Genomic DNA, 17,612 nt, shown 5'->3' with positions numbered 1-17,612 from the left:
AATGCAAGTGCGTCGCGTCAGGCTAACTGCAAACTCGGACACCGGACGAAGTCGGTACAGACCCGGTACACAACCATCCCTCGACGGCGCTTCGGGCTCCGCGGTCCGGAGCGGTCACTCGCTGCGCGCGCCGGGGAGATGGGGCAGGCGGTCGGCGGCGACCACGCCTTCGAGGTAGCCGCGGGCCCGCTCGGTCCGCGGATACGCGTCCAGCAGGCGCCAGAACCGGGGCCCGTGTCCGGGCACGAGCAGATGCGCGAGCTCATGGAGCAGGACGTAGTCGATGACGTACTCCGGCATGCCCTGTAGACGGTGCGAGAGCCGGATGCTGCCCTCGGCGGGGGTGCACGAACCCCAGCGCGTGTTCTGGTTGGTGACCCAGCGTACGGAGGTGGGGCGGGCCCGGCCGTCGAAGTACTGCTCCGACAGCCGTTCGGCGCGCTCGGCCAGTTCGGCGTCGCCGAGTTGTCGCTTGCTCTCCTGAGCGGCGAGCTTGTCGAGCATGACGTTCACCCAGCGCTGCTCCTCCGCCTCGGACATCCGGGCAGGGATGAGCACGACGGTGCGATCGCCCTCGCGATACGCGGAGACCGTCCTGCGTCGACGGGCGCTCCGGCGCACCTCGATCGCGCTCGCCCCCGGGCCGCTCGGCGGCGGGCTCGTCGTGCTGCGCTGTGGAGTTCCGGCGCGGTGCAGTGGGTCGGCGGACACGCCCCGACGTTACCCGCTGCACATAGGGGAAGTCCCGACTCCGGGACGGTTCGGTTCCGATCCCCCCACCGCGCGTCTGATTTGTACGACGAATATCCACGACCTGTGGATAACTTTCGGCGCCCGGCGGCGGGGGCGGGCATGCTGGCACTCGTCGGCGGATCACTGACCGTTCCATCGACGAACGGGGACGTACGGGGATCTTTCACGGGGCTACGGGGGCCTGACATGCATCCGAGGGTGAAGCCCGCGCTCAGGCGCGGCTGGCGTGACCTCAACACCGTGCAGTTCGGGATGACCCCCGCGCACGCGATGACGCTGGGGCCGATGGACACGGCGACGGGAAGCTTTCTCGATCTGCTCAACGGCACGCGAGGGCTTCCGCTGCTGCGCGAAGAGGGGCGGCGGATGGATCTTCCGGACGGTCATGTCGACGAGTTGGTGGAGCGGCTGGCGCGGGCCGGCCTCATCGACGACGCAAAGGGCGGCGGCCCGGCCGCCGACGAGCTGCGCGGGAAGAAGGAGGTCGTCGACCGGCTGCGCCCCGATCTGGCCTCCCTGACCCTGACCACCTCCGGACCGGGCGACGCGATACGGCAACTGGCGGCCCGCCGCTCCCTGCGCGTCCAGGTGCGGGGCGCGGGCCGGGTGGGAGCGGTCCTGGCCTCTCTGCTGGCGGGCGCCGGCGTCGGCGAGGTGGACGTGCTCGACGGCGGTCTCGTCGAGCCGTGGGACGTCGCGCCGGGTGGGCTGCCGGCCGAGTCGGTCGGCGAGCGCAGGGCCGATGCGGCGCGCCGGGCCGTACGCCGGGCGGCACCGGACCGCCCGCCACGCCGCGGCCCGCAGTCCCCGCTCGAGGACGGCGACCCGGGCTTCTCACTGGTCGTCCTCGCTCCCCGGGACGACGTCGGCGTGCACGCGCCCGTCCCCGACACCGCCGATCCGCTGATCACCTCCGGTACGCCCCATCTTTACGCCGGAGTCGTGGAGGTAACCGGCGTGGTCGGCCCCCTCGTCGTGCCCGGGGAGACGAGCTGCGCGGGCTGTCTGCACGAGGGGCGCACGGACCGGGATCCGGCCTGGCCGCGCCTGGTGGCCCAGTGGCGCTCGGGGAAACAACGGCAGGTGGGACCCTGTGATCTGGCGCTGGCCTCCACGGTCGCCGGGCTCGCGGCCACACATGCGCTTGCCTTTCTGGACGGCCACCTGCCGTCGAGCGCCGGGGCCCGCTGGGAGGTCTCCCTGCCCGGCCTCCACTGGCATGCGCGCCCGATCTGGGCCCATCCCGCATGCCGGTGCGGCGCCGCGGAGAAAGCTAAAGGGGAACACTCCTCGGAGGACGAGGAGTCACACGAGACAATGGCAGAGCAACGACCGTCGAAGGAGTTACGCCGTACGACACACGCGGCGCGGCTGGCTGGGACCTGGAGGGCGCATGTCTGATCTTCCCCGGAAGGCGGTCACCCGGACCGCCAAGCTCGCCGCGCTCCCGCTCGGCTTCGCCGGGCGGGCCACCTGGGGACTCGGCAAGCGGATCGTCGGCGAGTCCGCGGAGATCGTCGGCCGCGAACTGCAACAGCGCACCGCGGAGCAGTTGTTCAAGGTCCTCGGCGAGCTGAAAGGCGGGGCGATGAAGTTCGGGCAGGCCATGTCCGTCTTCGAGTCCGCGCTGCCCGAGGAAGTCGCCGGCCCCTACCGGGCGGCGCTGACCAAGCTCCAGGACGCGGCCCCGCCGATGCCGACACGCACCGTGCACACCGTGCTCACGGAGCGGCTCGGCGAGGACTGGCACGATCTGTTCCTCGAGTTCGAGGACAAGCCCGCCGCGGCAGCGTCGATCGGTCAGGTGCATCGGGGAGTGTGGCATGACGGCCGCGAGGTGGCGGTCAAGGTGCAGTACCCGGGCGCCGGTGAAGCCCTGCTGTCCGATCTGAACCAACTGAGCCGTTTCGCCCGCCTGTTGGGCCCGCTCATCCCGGGGATGGACATCAAGCCCCTCATCGCGGAGCTGCGCGACCGGGTCTCGGAGGAACTGGACTACGACCTGGAGGCGCAGGCTCAGCAGGCCCACGCCGACGAGTTCGCGGACGACCCGGACTTCGTGGTGCCCGGTGTGGTCCACCAGCGCGAGCAGGTCCTGATCACCGAGTGGATCGACGGCGTCCCGCTGTCGGAGATCATCTCGGACGGCACCCAGGACCAGCGCGACCGCGCCGGCCAGCTGCTGGCCCGTTTCCTCTTCTCCGGCCCCGCCCGCACCGGCCTCCTGCACGCCGACCCGCACCCGGGTAATTTCCGTCTCCTGCCCGGCAGCCCGGACGGCAAGGACGACTGGCGTCTGGGTGTGCTGGACTTCGGCACGGTCGACCGCCTCCCGGGCGGACTGCCGACCCCCATCGGCGACTCGCTGCGCATGACCCTCGACGGCGAGGCGGAGGCGGTCTACGAACTCCTGTGCACGGAGGGCTTCGTCAAGGAAACGATAGAGCTGGACCCCGACGCAGTCCTCGACTATCTCCTCCCGATCATCGAGCCCGCCCGCGTCGATGAATTCACCTTCGCCCGCGGCTGGATGCGCAGCCAGGCAGCCCGGGTCGCCGACCCCCGCTCCCCCGCATACCAGCTGGGCAAGCAGCTCAACCTGCCTCCGGCGTACCTCCTGATACACCGTGTGACCCTCAGCACGATCGGTGTGCTGTGCCAGCTGGGCGCGACGGTACGACTGCGCGAGGAGCTGGAGGAGTGGCTGCCGGGGTTTGTGCCGGAGGAGGTTCTGGACGAGGGGGAGTCGGCTGCGGAGGCGTGAGCCGGCTCACCACCAGGCCGAGTCCAGCCGACCCTCGATCGCCCTGAGGTTCTCCCGGGAACAGGTGTCGCAGAAGTACTGGCGGGTTCCGTTCTCCACGGAGCAGGTCCAGGTCAGCTGCGGCCCCGGGGAAGGAGTGCCGCAGCGGGCGCACACGAGTGAGGTCGGCTCCGTGGCGGGGCCGACGTCGTCACTGCCTCCGGGAAGACTCGTCACCCGGTGACGATATCGCCGTGACCGGCGGATCGGCGGGCGCAACGCACCGCGGGGGCCGGTCCGTTCGGACGGACCGGCCCCCGCGGGAAAGCTCTCGCCTCCTGGTCGGGAGGCCACCGCTTCAGGTGTTCTCGATCACTGCATGACGGCCACGGCAAGGGCACGGCGAGCGCGCAGCGAGGCACGCTCCGCCCTGCGCTGCATCCGGCGGGCAGCCACCAGGCGCACGGCCTGGCGGTCCCGCTCGGCCTCTTGCAGTCGCTCGTGCATATGCGCACGGGCGAGCGCTTCTGGGATGAGTTGCATCTCTCGGGTCCTGTTCTGACGCGAGTCGATCGCGCCGGTGGTGGTGACGTCTTCGGTCGCGGAGCCTGCGGGCTCGTTGGTGGACGGCTTCATCGGGGCCTGCTTCTTGGGGTCGTGCGTATGGGGGCGGTCGATCGTTCCTGCGGTGTTCATGCCATGACCGGGTTCTTGCGCGGGCGACCACGCGGCCGCTTCCGGGCAACGACGACACCCTGGACGAACAGCTCGCCACCCCAGACGCCCCAGGGCTCACGCCGCTCCTTGGCGCCGGCGAGGCAGGCCTCGATCAGCGGGCAGGTGCGGCAGAGGGACTTGGCGTACTCGACGTCCGCCGGCGACTCGGCGAAGAAGACCTCCGGGTCGTAGGAACGGCAGGGGACGGGCACGCCGAGGTTCTCGATGGCGTCGTCAAGCGCGGTGAGCGCGGTGAGCGGAGTCAAGGTGGAGTCCTCCGTGAGGCCGGGCTTGGGGATCGTGTCGGAAGGCGGTACGGACGGGGCGTGCGCTTCGAGTTGCACGGTTCGTCTTCCTCGTCTGGTCGGTCCGGCCCTGTTGGGCCGGTGGTCGGCTGGTACCGGGTTCTGCTCTTGTCCCGAGGCCCCTTCGCTCTGCCGTCCCTGGTCGGGGACAAACAAAAGGGCCGCGGATCCCGGATGGGGTTCCGCGGCCCTGAAGGCGCCGGCCTGATCAATCAGGCTGGATCACTCCAGGGTTCTGGCCCACGGAAGGCCCACATCTGGTGGTGCTGCGTCGTCTGCTTCCGGAATCCGGCACCGGTCGCCGTAGAGGCATAGGCCTTCGCCTGTGCCACTACTGCCGCTTCCAGTGCCTTGGTCGGTCGCTCATTGCGCTCACGGACGGGAAGGCCCGCAGGAGACACGGAGGACGCCGGGCCGGCGGCACGAATGCCGGACAGACCGGTGCCCTGGTTCGAGGCGCCGAGCATGCACAGGGAGGCGACGACCGAGCGATCGGTCATTTTCACGGTGCTGATGGAGCTGGCCTTGATGCTGATCACTGGACTCGCCTCCTCTCGGCGTCTCGGGGGACTGGGGGTGAACCAGTCCTACGGGTATGCAAGTACAACACGGAATTGGGGCCTCCGAGAAGGCCTCCGTCGCCGTGGTTAAGAACCTATGGGGATTGCTGGGGCATGCGCAAACTATTTTTTCGACGAGTTCGTGTCAGTCCCCTTCTTCCTCTTCCGGCCCCTCCCCGCCTGCGCAGATGGCCAGCACATCGGCGCCGTAACGCTTGAGCTTGCGCATGCCGACGCCCGGGATCCGCGCCAGCTCGCCGTCGTCGTCGGGCACGGTCTCGGCGATGGCCATCAGCGTCTTGTCGGTGAAGACGCAGAAGGCGGGTTGCCCGCTGCGCTGCGCCTGTTCCGCGCGCCATTCACGCAACCGCTCGTAGAGACCTTCGTCCATGTCGGAGGGACAGTCCTCGCAGCGCATCAGCTTCATCTCGCCGGCGTCGGTGAGGGTGCGCCCGCAGACCCGGCAGCGGGCGGGGCTGCGCTGCGTGCGTCGCGGCACGACAGCAGTGCCACCGGTGGTGAAGCCGCGCTCGACGCCTCCGGCGCCGCCTGTCGCGGTGCGGCCGGCGACAGTGGCCGAACCGGGGCGCAGCCCGTCGAGGAAGGGGCTCGGCTTGCGGCTCGGGCGGCCGCCGGGCGAGCGGGACAGCGCCCAGGAAACATGTAGCTGTTCTCGAGCGCGGGTCACGCCGACGTAGAGGAGCCGGCGTTCCTCCTCGATCTGCTCGTCGGTCTTCGCATAGGTGATCGGCATCATGCCGTCGGCGACGCCCACCAGAAAGACGACATCCCATTCGAGGCCCTTGGCCGAGTGCAGGGAGGCGAGCGTGACGCCCTGGACGGTCGGGGCGTGCTGGGCGTTCGCCCGCTCGTCGAGTTCCGCGACGAGGTCGCCGAGGGTGGCGCCGGGTCTGGCGACGACGAAGTCCTCCGCCAGGTTCACCAGCGCGGCCAGTGACTCCCACCGCTCTCTGACGGCACCGGACCCGGCCGGGGGCTGCGTCGTCCAGCCCTCGCCGGAGAGCACGGCACGAACCTGGGAGGGGAGGTCGACGGCGTCGTCGAGCAGGGAGTCGTTGCCGCCGAAGCGGGCCGCTCCCCGCAGGGCGATGCCCGCCTTGCGGACCTCGGGCCGGTCGAAGAACCGCTCGGCGCCCCGCAGCTGGTAGGGCACTCCGACGTCCGCGAGGGCCTGTTCGTAGGTCTCGGACTGGGAGTTCGTGCGGAACAGGATCGCGATCTCGCTCGCCGGGGCGCCCGCGTCGATGAGCTCGCGGATGCGGCGGGCGGCGCCCTCGGCCTCGGCGGGCTCGTCGTCGTACTGGGTGTACCCGGGCTCGGGGCCGGGAGCACGCTGGGAGATCAGCTCCAGGCGGTGGTCGGCGGCGCGGCCGCGGGCCTGGGCGAGCAGACCGTTGGCCAGGTGGACGACCTGCGGGGTGGAGCGGTAGTCACGGACCAGCTTGACGACGGTGGCGCCGGGGTGGCGGGTGCGGAAGTCGAGCAGGTGGTCAGGGGTTGCTCCCGTGAACGAATAGATCGTCTGGCTGGCGTCGCCGACCACGCACAGGCTCTCCCGGTCGCCGAGCCACAGCTCCAGCAGGCGCTGCTGGAGCGGGCTGACGTCCTGGTACTCGTCGACCACGAAGTGCTGGTACTGGGCGCGGACCTGTTCGGCGATGTCGTGCCGGTCCTGGAGGACGGCGACGGTCAGCAGCAGGACGTCCTCGAAGTCGATGAGGGCGCGGCCGCGCTTGATGTCTTCGTAGGCGGAGTAGAGCTGGGCGATCTCGGCCGGGTGGCGGGGGATCTCGCGGCCGGCCTTGGCGGCGGCCGGCGCGTAGTCGGCGGGGACGGTCTGGGTGACCTTGGACCACTCGATCTCGGCGGTGACGTCCCGCAGCTCTCCGCGGTCGAGTCGGATGCTGCATGCGGCGGCCGCGTCGGCGACCAGCTGGATCTTGCGGTCGACGAGCCGGGGCATGGAGCCGCCGATCGCCTTCGGCCAGAAGTACTGGAGCTGGCGCAGGGCGGCCGAGTGGAAGGTGCGGGCCTGGACGCCGGCGGCGCCCAGCTGGCGCAGCCGGCCGCGCATCTCCCCGGCGGCACGGTTGGTGAAGGTGACGGCCAGCACGGTGGACGGCTGGAGGATTCCGGCACGCACTCCGTAAGCGATGCGGTGGGTGATGGCCCGTGTCTTGCCCGTGCCGGCGCCCGCCAGCACGCACACCGGGCCGTTCAGGGCGGTGGCGACCTCGCGCTGCTCGGGGTCGAGCCCTTCGAGCACCGCGTCGGCCGTGTCCGGTACCTGCGGGAAGAGGGGGGAGTGCGTTGCTGCTGTCACACGGCCATGCTGCCAGGTCGCCGGAGACGGATGAGCCGGTTGTCCACAGGCAGGCACCCGCAGTCGTACTAATGCGGCAGGCGTCACGTCGGCGGGCATACCCCCGGCGGGAATGGCGGCCCGGTCGCGTACGTTTCCCCTCTGCGACCACCCGTCCCCCGAGCCGCTGAGGAGCGCGAGAGACATGTCGGGCACTGTGACGATGTACAGCACCACGTGGTGCGGCTACTGCCGTCGGCTGAAGAGCCAGCTGGACCGCGAGGGCATCACGTACAACGAGATCAACATCGAGCAGGACCCGGCGTCGGCCGCGTTCGTGGAGAAGGCGAACGGCGGAAACCAGACGGTGCCCACCGTGCTGTTCCCGGACGGCTCGACGCTCACGAATCCTTCGCTGGCCCAGGTCAAGCAGAAGGTCGGCGCGTAACCGCATCACCGCGCAACGCCGGAAGGCGGTCTCCGAGACGGCTCGGGGCCGCCTTCCGGCGTTTCAGAACGCGCTGCGCGTCGGCAGGGGCTTGCCGTACCAGAGCTCGATCAGACGGGCCGCGATCGAGATGCCGTACGGCGGGAGGACCTCGCCGGAGTCGAAGGCGGCGCGCAGCTCGTCGCGGGAGAACCAGCGGGCCTCGTGAATCTCGTCTCCGTCGACGTTGACCTCGGTCGTGGTCGCGCGGGCCATGAAGCCGAGCATCAGACTGGACGGGAAGGGCCAGGGCTGGCTGGCCACGTACTCGACCTGGCCGACGGTGATGCCGGCCTCCTCGAAGACCTCGCGGCGCACGGACTGTTCGATGGACTCGCCGGGCTCGACGAAGCCGGCCAGCGTGGAGAAGCGGCCCTCGGGCCAGTGGACCTGGCGGCCGAGCAGGATGCGGTCCTCGTCGTCCGTGACGGCCATGATCACGGCCGGGTCGGTGCGCGGGTAGTGCTCGGCGCCGCAGGCCTGGCAGCGCCGGATGTGGCCGGCAGCGGCGATGACGGTGCGCTCGCCGCAGCGGGAGCAGAAGCGGTGGGTGCGCTGCCAGTTCTCCAGGCCGACCGCGTGCACCATCAGGCCCGCGTCGCGAGGCGACAGCAGCAGGCCCGCCTCGCGCAGGCCGGCCGGGCGCGCGGACTGGTCGATACGGCCGGGGAGCGCGTCCTTCTGGAGTGCGAAGTAGCTGACGCCGTCCTCGTCGATGCCGAGGAAGTAGCGGTGGGCCTCGGTGAGGGGGGCTTCGAAGGAGGGGGTCATGACGATTTCGGTGCGCCCGTCGGGCGTCTCGTCGATGAGGACCTGGCCGCCGGAGACCACGAAGCAGCGGGTCGTGGGGTGGCTCCATGCCGCCGCGAGCCAGGCCTCGTCGAGCCGGTGGTGGGCGGCGCGGTCGATGCCGCTGGGGGCGGTGAGCGAGATGGGTCGGTCGGCGGTGTGGTCGGTCCAGGTGGTCACGGGTGCTTCCAACTCCCCCGGTGCAGCGGAATATTTCGGCGAGCGGTCCGACGGGACCTGCGGCGGGTGGTGACGGCTTGGCGGTGCGGGGCGGCTTTTCCAGTGTGCCCCGCACGGGGCACACCTCCGGGTGGGGCGGAACGCTCAGGGAGCATGACGCCAGTTCTCCGCGAGGTCGGCCCACAGGTACGCGCTGGTCTCGACGCCCTTGAGGAGCAGATCCAGCTCGACTTTCTCGTTCGGGGCGTGCCAGCCGTCGGACGGGACGGAGATGCCCAGGAAGAGCACGGGTGCACCGAGAACGTCCTGGAGGTCGGCTGCCGGTCCTGAGCCGCCCACCCGCGTGAAGAGGACCGGTCTTTCGAAGGCCCGGCTCATGGCACGGGCCACTGACTTCAGCGCCGGGTGGTCCAGCGGCGTCAGGCACGGGCGCGTGGCAGGGGCGAAGGTGATCTCGTGCCGGATCCCGGCGGGCATCCGGTCGGCCACCCAGGCACGCACGGCCTGTTCGATCCGCTCGGGGTCCTGCCCGCTGACGAGCCGGAAGGAAAGCTTCACCATCGCGGACGACGGAATGATCGTCTTGCTGCCGGGCCCCTGGTAGCCACCGCCGATCCCGTTGACCTCGGCGGTCGGCCGGGCCCAGATCCGCTCCAGGGTGGTGTGCCCGGCCTCGCCCTGGATGGCGTACGACTTGGCCGTGCGCAGCCACTGCTCCTCGTCGAAGGGCAGCTCGGCGAAGAGTTCGCGCTCCTGGTCGGTGAGTTCGACGATGCCGTCGTAGAAGCCGGGGATCGCCACGCGCGCGTGCTCGTCATGCAGCGCGGCGACGAGTCGGGCGGCGGCGGTCGCCGGGTTGGGTACGGCGCCGCCGAAGGCCCCGGAGTGGATGTCCTGGTCGGGGCCGTGGAACTGGATCTCGCACTCGGCAAGGCCACGCATGCCGGTGCACACGGTGGGGGTGTGCTCGTCCCACATGCTGGTGTCGGAGACGATCACGGCGTCGGCGGCCAGCCGGCCGGAGTGCTCCTCGACGAGTGCGCGGAAGTGCGGGGAGCCGGACTCCTCCTCGCCCTCGATCAGTAGCTTCAGGTTGACGGCCGGGGCGGTGCGACCGGTCGCGGCGAGGTGGGCGCGGACGCCGAGTGTGTGGAAGAACACCTGGCCCTTGTCGTCGGCAGCTCCGCGCGCGTAGAGGCGGTTCTCACGGGTGACGGGCTCGAAGGGGTCGCTGTCCCAGCCGTCCTCGCGGGCCGCGGGCTGGACGTCGTGGTGGCCGTAGACGAGGACCGTGGGCGCCTCGGCGTCGTCGGCGGGCCACTCGGCGAAGACGGCGGGAGCCCCGGGTGTCTGCCAGACCTCGGTCGTGGGGAAGCCGGTCTCCTTGAGCTTGGCGGCGAGCCAGTCGGCGCTGCGGCGCACGTCGGGGGCGTGGTCGGGTTGCGCCGATACGGACGGGATGCGCAGCCATTCGGCGAGATCGTCGAGGAAGGCGGCGCGGTGCCGCTCGATGCACGTGCGGACGGCGCTGACGGCACTGTCAACGGACTGGCTCATGGTCACGAGCCTATCCGCCCGCACCGACATCCTCGCTGGGCGGTTCGTCACACGACGGCTCGTCAGTCAGCAGCCGCTCCAGTGCCGCCCGGTCCGGGAGGTCCCGCGGATGTACGACCTCACCACTGCGCACGTACACGAACGCGGCGTTGACGGACTCCAGGGGTACGCCTTGCTGCTCGGCCCAGGCCAGCCGGTACACGGCGAGTTGGAGCGGGTCGGCGGTGCGGGTGGGGCTGGTCTTCCAGTCGACGATCTCGTACGACGTCCCGTCGCCGTTCCCCTCCCGGTAGACGGCGTCGATCCGGCCCCGGATCACGCGTCCGGCGAGCGCGAGCTGGAAGGGGGCCTCCACGCGGTAGGGCGTGCGGTGCGCGTACGCGGTGCGCTCGAAGGCTTCCTTCAGGGCTTCCAGGTCGCGCTCGTCCGCGATCTCGGCCTCGCTGCCGGGCAGTTCCTCCGGGTCCAGCATCGGCAGCGTCAGTTCCTCGAAGCGCGCTTCGACCCACGCGTGGAAGCGAGTGCCGCGGCGGGCGGCCGGCTGCGGCGGGCGGGGCATGGGGCGGGCCAGCTCCTGTGCGAAGCCGTCCGGGTCGGCGGACAGGCGCAGCAGCTGTGATGCGGTCAGGGTCGTCGGCAGAGGTACGTCCGTGCCGCCCTGCCGGGCGCGCAGGAGTTCACCGGTGAGGGCATCGAGGTCGCGGTCCCACGAGGCGATGGTGCGGGCGTCTTCGGGGGTGAGCCGGGTGTGGGAAGGCTCGGGCTCCTGGGTCTGAGGGGCCGGGGGGTGGGGGCGTGGGGGTTCCGTGCCTCCGGAGGGCTCGGTGAGGTGCGGGGCCGTCGCCTGGTGCGGGACGGTGGGGCGCTCGGTGGTCCAGGCGCCCCAGTCGGCCGAGTGGTCACCCTCGAAGGGGATGTCCTCCTCGTCGTAGGGCGCGTCGTCTTCATAAGGGGCGTTGTCGTCATAGGGATCGTCGTCGTCCGGCGGTGGGGGCCAGTCCGGGTCGTCGTAGGTGTCCGGGTCGTGCGTGGCCGCCGGGTGGCCGTCGGTGTGGGAGGCGAGGTCCTCCAGGTGGGCCAGGACGGTTTCGGCGGCGGCGCGGCGACGGGCGAGGGCCGTGTCGTCGAGTGGCAGGGGCCAGACCTGGTCGACGGTCGCCCGGTGCAGGGCCGGGTTCTCCTCGTCCTCGGCGGGTTCGTCCGCCCAGGCCTCGATCTCGCCGTACCCGGCGGCGCAGTGGTCGTACAGCTCCTGGAGGAAGTCGGACGGTCCGCGGGGCTTCTTCTGCGAGGGCCCCCACCAGTGGCCGGAGCCGAGGAGCAGGGAGCGGGGGCGGGTGAACGTGACGTAGCCGAGGCGGAGTTCCTCGGTGTGCTGGTGTTCCTTCATGGCCTCCTGGAAGGCCTTCAGGCCTCGGGAGTCCCAGGCCTCGACGTAGGGCAGGGTGTCGGTGTCCCCGCGCAGCTCGTGCGGCAGCACCTTGCTCTGGGCGGTCCACTTCTCACGGCCCTGCGTGCTGGGGAAGGTGCCGGTGACGAGGCCGGGGACGGCCACGACGTCCCACTCCAGGCCCTTGGACTTGTGCGCGGTGAGCACCTTGACGGTGTTCTCGCCGCCGGGGAGGGCGTTGTCGAGGCCCTTCTCGTACTGCGCGGCGGTGCGCAGGAAGCCGAGGAAGGCGAGCAGGGTGGCCTCGCCGTCGCCCGCGGCGAACGAGGCGGCGATGTCCAGGAAGTTGGACAGGGTTTCTCGGCGGCGGGCGGCCAGGGCGTGCGGGGACGCCGACAGTTCGACCTCCAGGCCGGTGACCGCGAGCACGCGGTGCAGGACGTCCATCAGCGGGTCGGACAGGGAGCGGCGCAGGTCTCGCAGTTCGGCGGCGAGCCGGGCGAACCGCACGCGCGCGTCCGGCGAGAACGGCAGCCCGTCGTCCTCCCGCTCGGCCTCGAACGGCATCTCCAGGAACGTGTCGAGGGCGTCCGCCAGCGAGATCACCTCGGAGGGGTCGACGCCCTCGACGGCCTCGGCGAGCCGGCGGTCCGGGTCGTCGTCGGCCCCCACGCGCGCGTGGGACACGAGAAGCCGGGCGCGACGGCCCAGGAGGGCGAGATCGCGCGGGCCGATGCGCCAGCGCGGGCCGGTCAGCAACCGGACGAGGGAGGCGTTGGCGCCGGGGTCCTGGAGGACTTCGCAGACGGCGACGAGGTCGGCGATCTCGGGCAGGTGCAGCAGCCCGGACAGGCCGACGACCTCGACCGGGATGTCGCGGGCGACGAGCGCGCCCTGGATCTCGGCGAAGTCGGTCGCCGTACGGCACAGGACGGCGATCTCGCCGGGCGCTTTTCCGGTTCCTACGAGATGGGCGATGGAGTCGGCGACCCAGTCGATCTCCTCCGCGTGGGTTCGCAGAAGGGCGCAGCGGACCATGCCGTCCCGCTCGGCGCCGGGGGCCGGGCGGAGGGCCTCCACGCCCGCGTGCATCGCGCGCAGGGGCTCGGCGAGACCGTTGGCGAGGTCGAGGAGGCGGCCGCCGCTGCGGCGGTTCTCGCTGAGCGCCTGGCGGGTGGCGGGACGGCCGTCGGCGTGGGCGAAGTGCTCGGGGAAGTCGTCGAGGTTGGCGACGGAGGCGCCGCGCCAGCCGTAGATGGCCTGGCAGGGGTCGCCGACGGCGGTCACCGGGTGGCCCGTGCCGCTGCCGAACAGGCCCGCCAGGAGGACGCGTTGGGCCACGGACGTGTCCTGGTACTCGTCGAGCAGCACCACACGGAACTCGTCGCGCAGGATGCGGCCCACTTCCGGCAGCCCGGCGAGGGTGGCCGACAGGGCGATCTGGTCGCCGAAGTCGAGCAGATCTCGCTCGCGCTTGGCGGCCCGGTAGCGGACCACCAGCTCCGCGAGTTCGCGGCGCGCGGCGGCCGCCTCGGGGACCTTGCGCAGGTCGGCGTTGGTGAGTTTGGCGCGCTCCAGGGTGTGCAGCAGCTCGGCGTCGTACGCGCGCAGGTCTTCGGGCCGTACGAGGTGTTCGGCGAGCTCGGCATCGAGGGTGAGGAGGTCCCCGACCAGGTCGGGGAAGGAGCGGGTCAGGGCCGGGTAGGGCCCAGGGGCCTCGCGCAGGACGCGTGCGGCAAGCAGGTAGCGGGTGGCGTCGGCGAGCAGGCGGGAGGTCGGTTCGAGGCCGATACGCAGGCCGTGGTCGGTCAGCAGGCGGCCCGCGAAGGCGTGGTACGTCGAGATCACCGGCTCGCCCGGAGGGTTGTCCGGGTCGATGACATCGGGGTCGGTGACGCCCGCCTTGATCAGTGCCTTGCGGACGCGCTCGGCGAGTTCACCGGCGGCCTTGTTGGTGAAGGTGAGGCCGAGGACCTGCTCGGGGACGACCTGCCCGGTGCCGACGAGCCACACCACGCGTGCTGCCATCACCGTCGTCTTGCCCGACCCGGCTCCGGCCACGATCACCTGCGGGGCGGGCGGCGCGGTGATGCAGACCGTCTGCTCCGGGGTGAACGGGATGCCGAGGAGCTCCTTGAGCTGATCGGGATCCGTGATACGAGCGGGCACCTCAGAGAGGCTAGCGGCGGCCACTGACAGTGGATGCCGAATCGGCCGTCGAGGTGGAGGAAGCGCAGGTCAGCACGTGTGGTGCCATTCCTCACTCCACCACGTGGCGTCCCTCCGGGCGCGCGCTGCACGACGCCCGGAACGCGCAGTGGGCGCAGTGCTGGCCGGACGTCGGCGTGAACCGCTCGTCCAGGACCTTGCCGGCGGCGGTGGCCAGCAGGTCGCCGACCCACTCCCCCTCCAGCGGCTCCTGGGCCTGCACCTTGGGCAGGGTCTCACCGCCGTCCCGCTTGGCGGCGCCCTGCCGCAGCTGGACGAGTTCGGCGCCGCCCGGTTCCGGGTGAAGCCCGTCGAAGGCCTCGTCGACGGCGCCCTCGCGGACCGCGAGTTGGTAGACGGCGAGCTGGGGATGGTGGGTGACCTCGGCCGCGGTGGGCGCTTGCTTGCCGGTCTTGAAGTCGACGACATAGGCGCGGCCGTCGCCGTCCGCCTCGACGCGGTCCATCTGGCCGCGGATGCGCACCTCGTAGTCGCCCGCTTCGAGGGTGATATCGAAGTCGTGCTCACTGGCGACCGGAGTACGTCCCGTGCGGTCCATGACGTGCCACTTCAGGAACCGTTCGAGCGCCACGCGCGCGTGCTCCTTCTCCTGCGCCGACTTCCAGGGCGCGTCGAAGGCGAGCGCGTTCCACACCGAGTCCAGGCGCTCCATGAGGACGGCGAGGTCGGCCGGGGTGTGGCCGGAGGCGACCTCGTCGGCGAGGACGTGCACCACGTTGCCGAAGCCCTGGGCCGCGGTGGCGGGCGCGTCCGCCTTCACCTCGCGGCCCAGGAACCACTGGAGGGCGCAGGTGTTGGCGAGCTGGTCCAGAGCACTGCCGGAGAGGACGACGGGCTGGTCGCGGTTGCGCAGCGGCACCTTGCTCTCGGTCGGCTCGAACATCCCCCACCAGCGGTACGGGTGCGCGGACGGCACCAGGGGGCGGCCGTCCTCGTCGGCGAGTGCGGCGAGCCGGGCCAGCCGGCGGGCGGCGGCCTCCCTGAGGGTGTCGGAGACGCGCGGGTCCACTGTCGTGGCACGCAGTTCGGCCACGAGCGCGGCGACGGACAGCGGGCGGCGCGGGCGGCCCGTCACGTCCCTGGGTTCGACGCCCAGTTCGGTCAGGAAGCGGGACGGCTGGTCGCCGTCGTCGGCGGGTGCCTTCACAGCGGTCACGACGAGGCGTTCACGCGCGCGCGTGGTGGCCACGTAGAACAACCGGCGCTCCTCGGCGAGCAGGGCGCCCGGAGTGAGCGGTTCGGCCAGTCCGTCACGGCCGATGCGGTCGGCCTCCAGGAGAGAGCCGCGGCGGCGCAGGTCCGGCCACAGGCCCTCCTGGACGCCCGCCACGACGACCAGGCGCCACTCCAGGCCCTTCGAGCGGTGCGCGGTCATCAGGCGTACCGCGTCCGGTCGTACGGCACGCCGTGTGAGCGTGTCGGCGGCGATGTCCTCGGCCTCGATCTCCTCCAGGAAGTTGAGGGCGCCTCGGCCGCCGGTGCGCTCCTCCGCGCGGGACGCGGTGGCGAAGAGGGCGCATACGGCGTCCAGGTCGCGGTCCGCGTTGCGTCCGGCCGCGCCTCCGCGCCGCGCGGACCGCTCCAGGCGCGCGGGCCACGGAGTGCCGTCCCACAGGTCCCAGAGCGCCTCCTCGGCCGTACCACCGCCCGCCAGGCGCTCACGCGCCTTGCGCAGCAGCGCGCCGAGGCGCTGGGCGCCCCGTGCGTACGCCGGATCATGCGCGACCAGCCGCTCCGGCTCGGCCAGCGCCCGCGCGAGCAGGTCGTCCGACGGCGGCGGCAACGCGTTGCCCGCGGCCCGCTCCTCCTCGCGCAACGCGCGGCCGAGACGGCGCAGGTCCGCGGCGTCCATGCCGGCGAGCGGAGAGGCCAGCAGGGTGAGAGCAGTTTCGGTGTCGAGCCAGGAGGTGTCCGACGCGGCCTCGTCGGAGGCTTCGGCCTCCTTTGACGCGCCGGCTTCTCCAGAGGCTTCGGCCTCCTTTGACGCGCCGGCTTCTCCAGAGGCTTCGGCCTCCTTTGACGCGCCGGCTTCTTCAGCGGCTTCGGCTTCCTCACCTTCCCCGTCGTCCGGCACGCCCCCCTCAGCCGCCTCCGCCCTCGCCACCGCCCGCAACGCCGTCAGCAGCGGTGCCACCGCAGGTTCGTGCCGGAGGGGCAGGTCGTCACCGTCTATGTCCAGGGGAACGCCCGCTGCCGTCAACGCCCGGCGGACCGTCGGGATGGTGCGGGACCCGGCGCGTACCAGGACGGCCATGTCGTTCCAGGGGACGCCGTCCTCCAGATGTGCCCTGCGGAGGATGTCGGCGATGTTGTCCAGCTCGGTGCCGGGCGTCGGGTATGTGTAGGCCTCGACGCGGCCGCCGTCGCGGACCGGGGTGAGCTCACGATGGGCGCGAACCCTGTCGGCGGGCAGACGGGTCAGCGGCATGCGCTGAGTCAGCAGCCGGGTCGCGCCCAGCAGGGCCGCGCCGGAGCGACGGGAGGTGCGCAGGACCTCCACGGGCGCCGGGCGGCCGTCCGCGCGCGGGAAGGCGTCCGGGAACCCCAGGATGCCGTTCACGTCGGCGCCCCGGAACGCGTAGATCGACTGGTCGGGGTCGCCGAAGGCGACGAGGGTGCGGCCACCGCCGGCCAGTGCGTGCAGCAGCCGTACCTGGGCCGGGTCGGTGTCCTGGTACTCGTCGACGAACACGGCGTCGTACTGGGCGGCAAGCCGGGCGGCAGTCTCAGGGCCGCGCGCCAGGAGCACCGCGCGGTGGACGAGCTCCGAGTAATCGAGCACGCCCTGGAGATCGAGCACGTCGAGGTACTCGGCCAGGAAGGCTGCCGCGGCCCGCCAGTCGGGGCGGCCGATACGGCGGGCGAAGGCATCCAGGGCATCGGGGCCAAGGCCCAGTTCGCGGCTGCGGGCGAGGACCGCGCGGACCTCGTCGGCGAAGCCGCGGGTGGTGAGACAGGCACGCAGCTCGTCCGGCCAGCGCACATGGGCGAGGCCGAGCCGCTCGAGGTCGGGCTGGCCGGCGAGCAGCTCCCGGACGGCGACGTCCTGCTCGGGGCCCGACAGAAGCCGTAGGGGCTCCACGAACAGCTCACTGTCCTGGTGGGCGCGGACCAAGGCGTAACAGAAGGAGTGGAAGGTGGTCGCCTGCGGCGCACGCGCCGCCCCGATGCGCAGGGCCATGCGGTCGCGCAGCTCGACGGCCGCCTTGCGGCTGAACGTCAGGACGAGGACCCGCGCGGGGTCCGCGCCCCGGCCGATCCTGGCCGCAACGGACTCGACGAGCGTGGTCGTCTTGCCGGTGCCCGGACCGGCGAGGACGAGCAGCGGACCGGTGCCGTGGTCAACCACCGAGCGCTGTGCGGCGTCCAGATGAGGGGGACCCACTCGCGCCGGCGCGGTACGGACCAGCCGGTAAGCGCCACGGCTCCCCTGTCGCACCTGGGAGTGCGACAGGCGCCTGGTGGAGGAAGAGGAGCTCACGTGGTTCGCCGGTCCTGGTGGGATTGCTGGTCTGCGTTCCGCGGCGCGTGGGGGGCGGTGGCCGCGTGGTGAGGGGGACACGCGCAGCCGACGCTACG

At 71.7% G+C, this 17,612-nt stretch carries 13 protein-coding genes; 3 read left to right on the top strand and 10 right to left on the bottom strand.

The annotated features are described in order from the left end of the window. Nucleotides 1-114: 114 nt before the first annotated feature. On the bottom strand, nt 115-711 hold the full coding sequence (locus KCH87_RS10675; protein ID WP_210585729.1) for a M48 family metallopeptidase: 597 nt from the start codon (nt 709-711) through the stop codon (nt 115-117). A 228-nt stretch (nt 712-939) separates the two neighbouring features. Between KCH87_RS10675 and KCH87_RS10670 the strand changes: the two genes are divergently transcribed. After that, nucleotides 940-2,154, top strand: coding sequence for a ThiF family adenylyltransferase (locus KCH87_RS10670; RefSeq protein WP_210585728.1), 1,215 nt, complete (start codon nt 940-942; stop codon nt 2,152-2,154). After that, complete coding sequence (locus tag KCH87_RS10665) at nt 2,147-3,517, top strand: AarF/ABC1/UbiB kinase family protein (RefSeq protein WP_210585727.1); 1,371 nt, start codon at nt 2,147-2,149, stop codon at nt 3,515-3,517. Before KCH87_RS10670 ends, KCH87_RS10665 begins: the two co-directional genes overlap by 8 nt. Nucleotides 3,518-3,523: 6 nt before the next feature. Here the strand turns inward: KCH87_RS10665 and KCH87_RS10660 are convergent, their stop codons facing one another. The 5 genes from KCH87_RS10660 to KCH87_RS10640 form a co-directional block, all read right to left on the bottom strand. Beyond that, nucleotides 3,524-3,733 (bottom strand): hypothetical protein, encoded by a 210-nt coding sequence (locus KCH87_RS10660; RefSeq protein WP_210585726.1) that lies wholly within the window; start codon nt 3,731-3,733, stop codon nt 3,524-3,526. 135 nt (nt 3,734-3,868) lie between these two features. Continuing rightward, on the bottom strand, nt 3,869-4,192 hold the full coding sequence (locus KCH87_RS10655; RefSeq protein WP_210585725.1) for a hypothetical protein: 324 nt from the start codon (nt 4,190-4,192) through the stop codon (nt 3,869-3,871). Continuing rightward, nucleotides 4,189-4,557 (bottom strand): WhiB family transcriptional regulator, encoded by a 369-nt coding sequence (locus KCH87_RS10650; RefSeq protein WP_210585724.1) that lies wholly within the window; start codon nt 4,555-4,557, stop codon nt 4,189-4,191. The genes KCH87_RS10655 and KCH87_RS10650 overlap by 4 nt, the downstream gene beginning before the upstream one ends. A gap of 173 nt (nt 4,558-4,730) precedes the next feature. Continuing rightward, nucleotides 4,731-5,057 carry a hypothetical protein gene (locus tag KCH87_RS10645; RefSeq protein WP_210585723.1) on the bottom strand — a complete coding sequence of 109 codons (327 nt, stop codon included), beginning with the start codon at nt 5,055-5,057 and terminating at the stop codon, nt 4,731-4,733. 166 nt (nt 5,058-5,223) lie between these two features. Beyond that, nucleotides 5,224-7,422, bottom strand: coding sequence for an ATP-dependent DNA helicase UvrD2 (locus KCH87_RS10640; RefSeq protein ID WP_210585722.1), 2,199 nt, complete (start codon nt 7,420-7,422; stop codon nt 5,224-5,226). Between the two features lie 184 nt (nt 7,423-7,606). Here KCH87_RS10640 and KCH87_RS10635 point away from each other — a divergent pair, with 184 nt between their 5' ends. Then, nucleotides 7,607-7,849, top strand: coding sequence for a mycoredoxin (locus KCH87_RS10635; RefSeq protein WP_210585721.1), 243 nt, complete (start codon nt 7,607-7,609; stop codon nt 7,847-7,849). Between the two features lie 63 nt (nt 7,850-7,912). On the opposite strand, the gene nudC is transcribed toward KCH87_RS10635, so the two are convergent. The 4 genes from nudC to KCH87_RS10615 form a co-directional block, all read right to left on the bottom strand. Further along, entirely contained in the window at nt 7,913-8,857 is a 945-nt protein-coding gene (gene nudC, locus KCH87_RS10630; RefSeq protein WP_210585720.1) for an NAD(+) diphosphatase, read from the bottom strand. A 144-nt stretch (nt 8,858-9,001) separates the two neighbouring features. Next, complete coding sequence (locus KCH87_RS10625; RefSeq protein WP_210585719.1) at nt 9,002-10,414, bottom strand: dipeptidase; 1,413 nt, start codon at nt 10,412-10,414, stop codon at nt 9,002-9,004. A gap of 10 nt (nt 10,415-10,424) precedes the next feature. After that, on the bottom strand, nt 10,425-13,973 hold the full coding sequence (locus tag KCH87_RS10620) for an ATP-dependent DNA helicase (protein WP_210585718.1): 3,549 nt from the start codon (nt 13,971-13,973) through the stop codon (nt 10,425-10,427). A gap of 91 nt (nt 13,974-14,064) precedes the next feature. After that, the gene (locus KCH87_RS10615; protein WP_210585717.1) at nt 14,065-17,514 is read right to left on the bottom strand and encodes an ATP-dependent DNA helicase; all 3,450 of its coding nucleotides are present in this window, start codon (nt 17,512-17,514) and stop codon (nt 14,065-14,067) included. Between the last annotated feature and the right edge of the window lie 98 nt (nt 17,515-17,612).

The organism is Streptomyces sp. GESEQ-35, assembly GCF_017948485.1.
Lineage (GTDB): Bacteria > Actinomycetota > Actinomycetes > Streptomycetales > Streptomycetaceae > Streptomyces.
The sequence above is the reverse complement of the archived record's forward strand: the minus strand, read 5'-3'. Positions and strand labels throughout refer to the sequence as shown.

Bases quoted from the DNA above. Each gene is read 5' to 3' on its own strand.
- KCH87_RS10670 (WP_210585728.1), top strand. From the start codon at position 940: ATGCATCCGAGGGTGAAGCCCGCGCTCAGGCGCGGCTGGCGTGACCTC.
- KCH87_RS10665 (WP_210585727.1), top strand. From the start codon at position 2,147: ATGTCTGATCTTCCCCGGAAGGCGGTCACCCGGACCGCCAAGCTCGCC.
- KCH87_RS10655 (WP_210585725.1), bottom strand. From the start codon at position 4,192: ATGAACACCGCAGGAACGATCGACCGCCCCCATACGCACGACCCCAAG.
- KCH87_RS10635 (WP_210585721.1), top strand. From the start codon at position 7,607: ATGTCGGGCACTGTGACGATGTACAGCACCACGTGGTGCGGCTACTGC.
- KCH87_RS10625 (WP_210585719.1), bottom strand. From the start codon at position 10,414: ATGAGCCAGTCCGTTGACAGTGCCGTCAGCGCCGTCCGCACGTGCATC.